Raw genomic sequence first — 10832 nt, forward strand, 5'->3', positions numbered from 1 at the left:
GAGCCGGGGAATGGCCTCGTTCCCGACCTCCGCCGTACGTCGTGGCGCCGGTCGCGCCGGTCTGCGGGCTTCGGACTTTCCCGGCTCCCGGCGTTGCTCCGACGCGGGCGGCTCAGTGTCCGCCGGACTGTCCGCCCGGACCCGTGCGAGGACACCGTTGCCGGCTTCCGCCGGTGCTGTCGGTTGGAGCCTGGCGTGCACCGCGTTTCCCAGCGGCATGACGTCCGGCGCCTGGACCGTCGTGCTGTCCGCACGGGCAGTTCCGGGCATCGCCGGCGTCGTCGCAGGCGTGCGGACGGCCTGAGTCCGCTCAGCCATGGCCGGGGTCCAGGAGCGGGGCGTAACGGCCCAGATCGGTGGGGCGCAGCATGCGCGCCTCGCGCTGGTACTGGCGGGAGATGCCGTGCACGACGTGGGTCATGGTGATCGCGGTGGCGCCGGCGTCGGCGGCCAGCAGGGCGGCGGTTCGGGCGGCGGCGACTATGCCGGCACCGGTCAGGTCGAGGGTGGCCAGGGCCGGCAGGTCGACGTCGGCGAGTGGGGCCTCGGGCGGGAAGGCGTGTCGCCACAGCCGTTCGCGGGCGTCCTGCTGGGGGCGGGGGAAGTGGACGACCACGCTGAAGCGGCGGGTGAAGGCCGGGTCGATGTTGTCGCGCAGATTGCTCGCCAGGATGACCAGGCCGTCGAAGGATTCGAGGCGCTGCAACAGGTAGCCGACCTCCAGGTTGGCCCAGCGGTCGGTGCCGTGCTCGACCTGGCCGCGCTTGCCGAACAGGGCGTCGGCCTCGTCGAAGAACAGCACCGCGTTGCTCGCCGCGGCCTCGGCGAAGACCGTGTCGAGGTTCTTCTCGGTTTCGCCGACCCACTTGGAGACCATCCGGGACAGGTCGGTGGTCACCAGGCTCAGGCCCAGCCGGGCGGCGATCACCTCGGCGGCGAGGGTCTTGCCGGTGCCGGGTTCGCCGGTGAACAGGACCTTGAGACCGCGTCCGCCGGCCCTGCCGGCGAAACCCCAGCGTTCGGCCACGCGTGGCCAGGCGTCGAAGAACGAGGCGACCTCCAGCACCTGCCGCAGCTCACCGGGGGGCAGGATCAGCTCGTCGGCCGAGCGGCGCGGGTGGACGGTGACGGCCAGCCTCGAGGTGCGGCGCTGGGAAACCATGGCGGCGGCGCGCTCCAGGCGGACCTCCACCGCTGGGCGGTCGCCGTTCGCGGCGTACGCCTCCGCGTGCGCGAGGGCGGCGACGGCCGCGAGGTCCTGGCCGCCGAGCCGGAACCGGGCCGCCAAGCGGTCCAGGTCGGCGGGGCGGGCGTGTGGCGCGGTGGCTTGCCACATCGCCACCCGCTCGGTGTGGCCGGGAACCAGGAACTCCAGCTCGATGGTGGGGCGGCGGGCGAGCAGCTCGGGCGGCCGCCACGGCGCCGGGCCGGTGAGGCAGACCGGGACCGTGCTGGCGGCCAGCTCGGCCGCGAGCACCGTCTCGGCCCGCTCGCTCGCCGGGCCGTCCGATTCGGGCACGTTCACCCACAGGATCGCGCCGGTGGCCTTGGCCGTGCGCAGGGCGGCCCGCACCACTGCCGTGGCCGGGAGGGTGCCGGCGTCCAGCCGCCGGACGGGCAGGCCGGCCCGGCGGGCCAGTTCGGCGACGAGCGGGGCCGCGTCGCCGGGCTGCCAGACCGCCACGACCTGGATGCCGCCGCCGGCCAGCGCGGCCGCGGCGCGCGCCAGGCGCTCCGGGTCGACGCCGAGGCCGAGCGGCGCGGTGGGCGGCGGGTCGAATGCGCCGGGGTCGGCGGCGATCGTGGGCAGGTCGGCCGGGTGTCCGAGCAGGAAGTCGAGCAGACCGGGCGCCGGCGTCAGTTGCTGCCGGGCCTCGGTCGGCGCGGCGCCGGCGTCGATCAGCAACCCGGTCCGGCGCAGGGTCCCGGTCCGGCCCAGCCATTGGCGCCGCCGCAGCGCGTCGGCGGGGCCGGTGGCGCCGGCCTCGGCGAGGAGCTGGACACACGGCAGTTGCCGGCCCAGGTCGTCCAGGACGTAGCCGTAGATGCGCTCGTAGGCCGGGTCCAGCTCCGCCGCGGCGACCAGCAGCACCGCGTCGGTCTCGGCGGGCGACAGGCCGAAGTGGCCGGCCAGCTCGTCGAGCGGCAAGGTCAGGCCGTGCCGGGCGGCCGTCTCGCGCAGCTCGGCCTCGGCCGGGTCGAGCGGTGGGGCAGCGGGTGGGGCCGGGCCGCGTTCCGCCGACGTTGCGGCGTCGACGTGGTCGAGCAGGACGTGCACCTGCCGGTCGGTTACGCAGACCGCGGCCAGGTCGGGCCGGTCCAGGCCGGCGCTGATGGCGGCGCGGCGGGCGACGGCGGCCCGCAGCGCCCGGTTCACCACCGCCAGGCGTAGCCGCAGGTGCGACGCGGCGAGTGCGTAGCGGTCCGGGGCGACGGCGGCGGTCATCTCAGCCACCCACGATCTCCAGGGCACCGGGCAGCCACGGCACGTCCGGCACCACGCCGAGCAGGCCGTGGTCCCGCAGCGCGAAGTAGCGGCCACCCAGTGGCAGCACGATCCGCAGCACATTCCCGGCGGGGCGGGCGACGGCGTGCAGGGTGTGCAGCCGTTCCAGGGTGAGCAGCGGGTCGGTGTCCTCCCGGGGACCCCACATCGTGTGGCCGATCGACGCTAGCGCGGCCCCGGCGGCCAAGGTGAGCGACCGCTCCAGTCCTGGTAGCGGGGCCACCGTCGAGGCCGGGCGGGCCCGCAGAGCGGCCAGCACGCGCGCGGCTCGGTCCAGCCGGGGATGATCGTCCGGGACCGGCGAGCCGGGACAGGCGTCGATCCAGCCGCGGAGGCCGTCCGGGCGGTCGGCCCACGCGATCGGGAACAGGCCGTCACCGTCGAGGAGGACCGCGCCGCCGGCCGGGACCACCAGCAGCGGCTCGCCGGCTCGGTGCCCGGCCACGAGGTTGTCGGCCAGGACCGCGTCGAGCGGCGGAGCCAGCAGCTCGGCGGCCGGCGGCAGGGCGTGCTCGACGAACGGTGCCGGCACCCCGGCGAACATCGCCGCCGAGGCCAGCGTGTGCGGGGTCCGGCGCCAGCCGTGGCCGGGCTCGTCCAGCACCTTGAAGGCCAGGGCGGCGGCCAGGGCGGGCCAGTGGCCGGTCAGGTCGGCGGCGGCCACCGCGGCCTCGAACGCGTCGATCCAGCCGATCCGGGACAGCTCGGCCAGCACGAGGAAGGGCAGCGCCGAACCCTCCCGGGCCACGCCGGGCAGCATGTCCACGGTGACCCGGGACGTGCATGGCGACACCGGCGCCGGCGGGATCCCTGCCGATCGGCCGGCGGCCGAGGTCGACGGCTCGGCGACACCGCCGGGCGTCGGGCCGAAGCGGGCGTCGACGGCGGCTCGGACGGCCGGCTGGGACGGCGCGGTGCCGGACCGCGCCGAGGCGGTGACCAGCGCGGCGATGCGGGCGCGCCACCGGGCCGGTGCGGCCGGCCCATCGGGTTCGGGCACCTCGGCGACGGCCTCGGCGATATCCCGGGTGGTGGCCAGGAGCGTCGGTGGCGCCTGCCAGCCGTCGGTCAGGGCCCGGTGCCAGGCCCGCAGAACCGGTTCCGGCAGCCGTTCGAGAAACACGGCCAGCCGACCGGCCCGCTCCCAGGTCAGCAGCACCCGCAGCACCGCCGGACCGGCTTGCTCCGGCGTGGACGGTGCCGGTGGCGGGTGCTCTCCGCCCGTACCCGAAAAGGCGGGAGACGGGGCCGCCTCGACCAGCGCAAGCGTCGCCGGCGCGGCGAGATATTGACGCAGTGCGTCGCTCAGTGCCGCCGCCAGGCGGCGAGCCACCCGCCCGGGCATGCCGTCACCGGCGGGGACGGCGAGCGAGCGCAACTCCTCCGCCCGCACGGGGATCCGGATCCGAACCGGCTCGCGCACCTCGCCCTCGGCCGCTGATGGAACGGCGTCGGCCAGCACGCCGTCGATCATCCCCGGTATCGCCGCTAGGACGTCGTCGAGCAGGCTCCGGGGATCGGCGCCCCAGCTCCAGCCGTCCTGGCGCACCACGCGGACGACACATCGGCGGATCTCCACGTCGGTCATGGCACCGTGATCTCTTCCTGGTGCGCCGTCAATCCAGCCACGAGCACCAGCGCCGAGTAGGTGTCGCCCTTGGTCAGGCCGTGGGCCACCGGCTCGCTCTGAACCCCGCCTTTGGGGATCTCGCCGGTGACCACCGACGACGGGCCGTTCTCCTGCGGCTGGATCAAGGCCCAGAAGGGAACGTCCTCGCCGGGAGACCCAGGCGCCTTGATGACCAGCGTGTCCTCCTCGGGGTCCACCTCGACCTCGACCGTGCCGGCCTTGACGAACGCCAGCGACGCGGACTGTTCCGAGCCGCCGGGGAACAGCATCCGCGCCCGCTTCACGTCCTGGAACACGCGCTCGTCGAACTCCACCTCGGCCACCGCGAGATCCGCCGCCGGAACATCGAAGACGGGTGTGCCCGGCGCCAGTCGGTACGGCACGGCGGCCCCGGCGACGTCGGCCACCGCGGGCGTAGCTCCAGCGGCCATGGTGATCGCGCCGACCGCGTGGCCGGAGCGGCGCACCGCGACCACGATCATTCGCCCGGCCATCACGGACCCGCCTTGCTCGCCGCCGTGGCCAGCACGACGTAGTCGCAGCTCGCCGGCAACGTCTCCCGGTCGGCCGCGGTGAAGCCGCCGAACCAGGTCACCTGGCAGTGCAGCCGGCGGTCGGCGTCGACGTCGCAGCGGGCCGGGATCCAGAACACCTTGGTGCCGGGCGCCGCCGACGGTGGCACGTGCGGGACGACCACCGTGTGCAGGACCACCTTGCCGCTGCTCACCTCGTCGGCGGTGATCCCGTCCGGCAGCGGCAGCACCATGCCGTCGGTGGCCCGGCCGGACTGCACCAGCACCCCGCCGAAGTCGGTCAGCCGGCCGCGGATCGTGCCGGTCGCGGTGACATCGCCTGTCCCGGTGACCGTCAGCAGCGGGGTCACGTTCCCCTGGCCGTCGTGCAGTCCGAAATACATGCGGCCGCCGTCCTGCTCGTCGACCACCGCGGCCGGCGTGCCCAGCGCCGGCACCGCCCGGCTGCGCAGCTCAAGCCGCCCGCTGCGGGCGGCCACCTCGTCGGCCAGGGCCCCGGCGTATCGCACCGACACCCCGTTGGCGGTGGTGCAGACGTCGTTGAACTGATGGATGTCCGGGTTCCACTGAACGAAGCCGAGCAGCACGCGCCAAGGGGTGCTGCCGGGACGGCCGGGACCCTCGTCGATCGGCGGGACGTCAGCCCGGTCGAGGTCCTGCTCGTCGCCGGCCCGGCCGAAGCCGATCTCGAAGCCCTCCACCACCCGGGTGGCCGCGGTCTGCCCGCCGCAGGCCAGGCTGGTGGTGCCGCCTGAGGCGGGCGGATCCTGGTCGCGGCCGGTGAGGAAGACCGGGAACCAGGTGGTGCGATTGCCGGGCGTCACGGCGGTGCCGTTGACCTGCTCGAAGAGTCCCTCGTCCAGCTGTTGCGCGGCGGCCACCACGATCTGCCGGCCGGTGCCGTCGATGGCCAGCCCGGGGTCGAGCGAGACGCGTACGAACGCGGTGCCCCCGCCGGGCGGGGTCTCCCGGGCCGGCACCAGCCGGAGTCCGGCGGCGATGCCCCAGGTGTGCAGGGTCCGCTCATGACGGGCCTGGGCGGCCGCGGCGTGATCGACCGTGAGGGTCAGGTCGGCCGCGGCGAGCACCTGCGATTCGGTGAAGACCGGACGGTCCGGTTGGACGCTCACGGCTTGGTACCTCCGGTCTTCCGCGCGGCCGGCCGCGCCGCTGGCGCCCGCCGCAGTTTCGCCAGCTCGTCCCGCAGCTCGGCCAGCCGGCTGTGGACCTCCTCGATCCGCTCTCGCAGCTCGGTCTCCAGCGTGGCGATACGCTGCTGCTGTGCCGGGAGGTCGAGCTCCAGCGCCCGGTCGAGCAGTGCCTCCGCCTGCGGCTGCGGGCCGACGACGGCCCGGCCCAGCTCGATCAGCGTGCGCAGGCGATCGTCGGCCGGTGCCGCGGCGACGGCGGAGAGGAACCGGTTCTCGATCGGACGCTCGACCGGTACGGGGCGTTCGACCTCTTCCGGGCAGCACGCCTTCTCCAGCAGCGCGGGCAGCCGGTCGAGGCTGAGCCAGTAGCGCAGGGCCGGACCGCTGGGCACGGTGCGGCGGGACACCTGGCAGATCTTCCGCACGACGCAGTCCTCCACGTCGATGGCGGCCAGCAGCACCGCGTCATCGGCGCAGTCTCGGCACGGCGGGTTGAGGGCCGCGCAGGCGCAGGAGATCAGGTAGCGGATGGTGAGCCGGTTGAGCCGTTCGGCCGCGTCGGCCAGCGCCTTGCTCTCCGCGGGGTCCTCCGGCACGCCCTCGCCGCTGTCGTCCGGGACCCGCTTGACCTCCGGGATGCGTACCGCGGCCACGTCGGCGGCGAGCAGGCAGTCGGTGGTTCCGGGCCGGCTTGCCGCCTCCAGCAGCAGCTGCCGGTGCCGGCGCAGCTCGCCGACGGCGTCGCGCAGCAGCCGGTTGTCGACCGCGACGCCCTTGCCGAGCAGCGTCAGGTCGCCCGCCATTGCCTGGCCGGAGCGGAGGCCGGCGGCGCGCGTGGCGGTCCGGAAGCTCGCCTCGGCGAAGGGTTTCGCGCTCGCGTCCAGTTGATCGGTTGCCTTGGCGTCGGTGAGCTTCCGCGCCGCGTCGGCGAGCGCGGTGGCGGCCGCGTCGATCTGGTCGTCGGTCGGGCCGGCGGCCTTGCGGGCCGCGGCGCTCATCGTCCGGGCCCGCACCACCAGGGCGGCGGTGGCGCTGAGGTCGTCGACGAGGCGGGCGACCTCGGCCGGGGTGCCGGCGGGCAGTGCGTCTGCGGCGCCGGTCGCGAACGCCTGCACCCGGTTGACCTCCGGGGCGGTCAGGTCCGGGGCGGCCGCCGCCTGCGCCTGCGCCGCGGTGAGGGCGATGGTCAGCCGGTCGCCGAGCAGCCGCACCCAGCGACCGGCGGCGAGGACCTGCGGCAACCGCTGGTGCGAGCCGATACAGGCGAGGATCCGGCCGAGAAGGTCGTCGACCGGCTCAGGGCACCGGTGGGAACGCAGCAGGAAGCGGTAGCCCTCGCGGATCCGGGTCGGTTCGCAGCCGGCCGGGCCGCAGCCGGCGTCGGTGGCGTACGGCTCGACCGGGTCGCTGAGCTGCTCGATCTGGCGGACGTAGAGCCAATAGCGGGTGTCGCTTTCGCCGGTGGTCGTCTCGCAAGGACCGCAGTCGAAGCCGCCGTTGGTGGCGGTGCGCAGGCGCCGGATCATGTCGACTATGTCGAGTTCCTCGCGGCACGGCACCACGATGTCGTTGCCGCCGCAGTCCAGCGCGTAACCGCTGCTCACCAGAGCCGTGCCGCCGCCGCACGGGTGGCAGGTGACGTCCAGCCCGCAGACCACCCCGTCGCCGTGCAGGAACCGGTTGTGCAGGCGGTTCTTGCCCACCACGTAGGACTCGATCGCGGCGAGGTCGTCGTCGAGCAGGACCTGCCCGGCGAAGAACCGGGGCCGGGTGTAGCCGCCCGACGGCGCCCGGGCCTCGCCGCCGCCGCAGCCGCAACCGCCGGGACAACCGGCGGTGCGCGCCGATCCGCCGCAGTCGCGGGTGGACGGGTCAGTAACCGTCGCGGTCATGGTTTTCCCTCCTGCGCTCGACTCGGAACCAGGCCTCGAACGTGCCGCCCTGACTGCCGTTGCCGGAGACCCAGGCGCCCGGCCGGTCCGGGGAGACCTCGCAGCCCTTGGGCCGCTCGGCCGCGAAGTCGTCGTAGCCGGGCAGCAGCGGGATCCGCCCGCCGATGTGATTGCCGTCGACCGCCCGGCAGCAGCGGTCCAGAATGAAGTCGGCCTTGATCCGCACCACCACCCGATCGGCCGCGTTGAGCGAGTCGTTGCCCGCCGGTGTGACGACGAACCGGTCCACGAAGTCGTCCGGCGGGAACTTCCCGAACCGGACGCGCTTGTGGTAGATGTTTCCGGCCACGTCGCTGCCCCCGGTGTAGACCAGCACCTCCACCACGTCGGCGGTCAGCGAGTCCACCCGCACGAGGCCGGAGAACCGCACCTCGATTCCCTGGTTCAGCAGGCGGTTGGCGAGGTCGCGGCGGTAGGTGGCGCCGTGCGTGAAGCTGATCCCGGTGATCGTGGTGAGCTGGTGGCGGGCGAGCATCCGCCGGACCCCGTTGTCGATCTGCGCCGCGGTGACCGGCTTTCCGGCGGCGACGCCGGTGATGCGGGCCAGGGCCACGCACGGGTCGGGGCAGTTGCCCGGGCAGGACTCGCAGTTGTCCGGCGCGCCCGGCCGGGTCAGGCCGACCTTGACGGCGACCGTCTCGCGGATCCGGGCGTAGGCGCAGTCGGCCGGGATGCCGCAGACGTCGGAGTACAACGGCCGGGCCGGGTCGACCGGCTGCTCGCAGTAGCAGACCGACAGCCAGACCGCGTCGGTGCCCTTCTCGAGCCGCTTGCGATCGGCGTCCGAGAGCTCCCGCAGCAGGTCGACCACGATCGGCCGGCGCACGAGCACTTCGTTGCCGTGACAGTCGAGCGCCAGCCCCGGCCGCAGCACCACGCGCGGGCTCGCCTTCTTCGGGTCGGAGCCGGGGAGCGCGGTGACCTCGAGCCCGCGGACGACACCCCAGCCGTGCAGGTAGCGGTTGGCCATCCGGTGCTTCTCCAGCAGGTAGGCCTGCTCGCCCTGGAGGTCGTACGGGCCGAGCTGCTGGCCGTAGAAGTAGGTGAGCCGCTGCAGGTCCGGTGGATGTGTACTCGTCATGTTCGCCTTCACCTGACAACCATGTTGATACCGACGACGGATCTGTCACCGGCCCGAATCGCCGCGTTCGCGCGGCGGGTGCCGGGCCGCAGCACGGCGCGATGGTTGAGCACCGCGGTCTCGCCCGGTCCGGAGGCCGGCCCGAGTACCGGCGCGGGCGGGCCGACCAGGAGCGTGTCCACGCCGACCACGCTCCGGCGGCCGACCACCAGGCCGGAACCGCCGATGCGCACCGTCGCGACCGTGTGCGCGGGGGCCTGGGCGCGCACGAGCGCTTCGAGCCGGCGCACGTCGACGGCCCGGTCCGGGGCCGGGGGGATCAATACCCGGAAGCGGTACGCGTCGCTGCCGTACACGTCCAGGCGCGGGTCGCCGAGACTGCGGATCGGCGTACGCCCCAGGGTGGACCGGTTCAGGCGCAGGCGCACCCGCGACGGCCCGAACAGCCGCACCGAGCCGAGCACTGCTCGGGTGGACAGCGCTCCCCAGGCACGGGCGGCCCCCAGCTCCTCGATCACCGGGACGACGCCGAACACCAGCTCGACCGCGCGGCGCAGACCTTGCGGAGTGCCGCGCAGCCGGTACAGCTCCGGTGCGGCCCGGATCAGCGTTCGGCGCGTCGTGTCGCTCCAGCCGGGATCGTCGCCCAGGCCCAGCAACCCGGCCAGCCAGGGCAGGATCGCGTCCGGTACGTGCGCGGCGTCCAGCAGCGCCGGATAGCGTTCGATCACCCGGTCGAGGTCCTCGATCCGGCCGTCGAACAGGGACAGGAACCGCGCGGTGAAGCCCGCCGCGGTCCGGTCGTCCTGCCACACCTCGGGCAGCCTGTCGAGGCTGGTGGCCCGGGGGAAATCGAGGCGGATGCCGTGCACGACGGGGGTGACCGTGCCGTCGCCGGTGAGCCGGACCCGGACGAACAGGTAGCGGCCGGGCGGCCGGTCGATCAGCGCGTCGGCCGCGCCGGCCGGTAGCTCCTGCCAGTCGCCGGGGTGCGGGATCCCGGCCGGGAAGCCGGCCCATCGCGGGCCGGTCTCGGCGCCCTTGGCCGGCTGAGTGTCCCCGGTCTCGCTCGTGGCCACCGCGATCCGCACCGTGGCGCCCGGCGGCACCTCGGCGTCGGCTCGCAGCCGGTGCCACCGGCAATCGGGGCGGCCGCTGTCGATCGCCCGGGTCAGCAGCTGGCCCTCCGTGTGCAGCGGCTGCGGCCGGGTGGCGGCGACGTCGTCCACCGGCTGCCCGGCCCAGCTCCAGCAGCGCCGGCCGCCGAGACAGAACCCGTCCGCGCCGACGGCCGCCACGCCGGACGGGCCGGTCAGCGCGGCCGCCTCCGCGAGGGTGAGCGCGGTGACCTCGGGCCGGTCACGCTCGGCGCGCCAGATGGTCAGTGCCCCGGCCGGGTCCCGGGTCAGCAGCAGGACGCCGGTGCCGGCGAAGGCCATGCCGAGCACCTGGGGCGGTGCCGCCCACGGCGCGGCCGACCGCTTCTCGCCGTGTGGCCCGAACCGGCGGATCGGCCCGGAGCCGGTCACCGCGACCAGGATGTCGCCCCATGGTGCGATCGCGACGGCCACCGGGTCGGCGTCCAGGTCGAGCCGGGCCGTGCGATGCTCGCCGCCGCCGTCGAAGACGTCCACCTGCCGCCGGAGCCGGTCGGCCACGGCCAGCACCCGGCCGCGGGCTGCGATCGCGACCAGATGGCGTCCGCCCAGCCCGGTGCGGATCCATCCCCCGTGGGTCAGGCGCAGTACGGCCGGGCGGGTGCCGTCGATCGCGTACCACTCGTCCGGGCCGCAGCCGCGGGCCAGCCGGGGGTCGCCGAAGACGGCGGCGGTCGCGGCCGGGTTCTCGCCCGGCGGGCCGGCCGGGGCCAGCCGCAGGGCGGAGTCGAGGCCGGTGAGGCCGTCGGAGGCGGCGGTCGCCCAGCCGACCCTTGGGTCGAGCAGCCGGAACGCCGGCCGGCCCGGAGCGCAACTCATCAC

7 protein-coding genes are annotated in these 10832 nt (G+C 74.9%); all 7 read right to left on the reverse strand.

What is annotated here, in order from left to right:
- Positions 1–310: 310 nt before the first annotated feature.
- From ACIBQ1_RS03505 to ACIBQ1_RS03535, 7 genes are read right to left on the reverse strand one after another with little or no spacing between them, the layout of a single operon-like run.
- Positions 311–2446: an ATP-binding protein gene (locus tag ACIBQ1_RS03505; protein ID WP_397274555.1), complete on the reverse strand. Its 2136-nt coding sequence runs from the start codon at positions 2444–2446 to the stop codon at positions 311–313.
- Between the two features lies 1 nt (position 2447).
- Positions 2448–4094 (reverse strand): hypothetical protein, encoded by a 1647-nt coding sequence (locus tag ACIBQ1_RS03510; protein ID WP_397274360.1) that lies wholly within the window; start codon positions 4092–4094, stop codon positions 2448–2450.
- Positions 4091–4633 carry a hypothetical protein gene (locus tag ACIBQ1_RS03515; protein WP_397274361.1) on the reverse strand — a complete coding sequence of 181 codons (543 nt, stop codon included), beginning with the start codon at positions 4631–4633 and terminating at the stop codon, positions 4091–4093. Before ACIBQ1_RS03515 ends, ACIBQ1_RS03510 begins: the two co-directional genes overlap by 4 nt.
- Complete coding sequence (locus ACIBQ1_RS03520) at positions 4630–5799, reverse strand: hypothetical protein (RefSeq protein ID WP_397274362.1); 1170 nt, start codon at positions 5797–5799, stop codon at positions 4630–4632. The genes ACIBQ1_RS03515 and ACIBQ1_RS03520 overlap by 4 nt, the downstream gene beginning before the upstream one ends.
- Positions 5796–7712 (reverse strand): hypothetical protein, encoded by a 1917-nt coding sequence (locus ACIBQ1_RS03525; protein ID WP_397274363.1) that lies wholly within the window; start codon positions 7710–7712, stop codon positions 5796–5798. Before ACIBQ1_RS03525 ends, ACIBQ1_RS03520 begins: the two co-directional genes overlap by 4 nt.
- A complete protein-coding gene (locus ACIBQ1_RS03530; protein ID WP_397274364.1) occupies positions 7693–8853 on the reverse strand; it encodes a hypothetical protein in 1161 nt (386 codons plus the stop codon). Before ACIBQ1_RS03530 ends, ACIBQ1_RS03525 begins: the two co-directional genes overlap by 20 nt.
- 8 nt (positions 8854–8861) lie before the next feature.
- Positions 8862–10829 carry a phage tail protein gene (locus tag ACIBQ1_RS03535; RefSeq protein ID WP_397274365.1) on the reverse strand — a complete coding sequence of 656 codons (1968 nt, stop codon included), beginning with the start codon at positions 10827–10829 and terminating at the stop codon, positions 8862–8864.
- Between the last annotated feature and the right edge of the window lie 3 nt (positions 10830–10832).

The organism is Nonomuraea sp. NPDC050153 (assembly GCF_044460125.1).
GTDB lineage: Bacteria > Actinomycetota > Actinomycetes > Streptosporangiales > Streptosporangiaceae > Nonomuraea.

Excerpts from the sequence above, each read along its gene's own strand:
- ACIBQ1_RS03505 (WP_397274555.1), bottom strand. The coding sequence starts at position 2,446 with ATGACCGCCGCCGTCGCCCCGGACCGCTACGCACTCGCCGCGTCGCAC.
- ACIBQ1_RS03510 (WP_397274360.1), bottom strand. The coding sequence starts at position 4,094 with ATGACCGACGTGGAGATCCGCCGATGTGTCGTCCGCGTGGTGCGCCAG.
- ACIBQ1_RS03525 (WP_397274363.1), bottom strand. The coding sequence starts at position 7,712 with ATGACCGCGACGGTTACTGACCCGTCCACCCGCGACTGCGGCGGATCG.
- ACIBQ1_RS03530 (WP_397274364.1), bottom strand. The coding sequence starts at position 8,853 with ATGACGAGTACACATCCACCGGACCTGCAGCGGCTCACCTACTTCTAC.
- ACIBQ1_RS03535 (WP_397274365.1), bottom strand. The coding sequence starts at position 10,829 with ATGAGTTGCGCTCCGGGCCGGCCGGCGTTCCGGCTGCTCGACCCAAGG.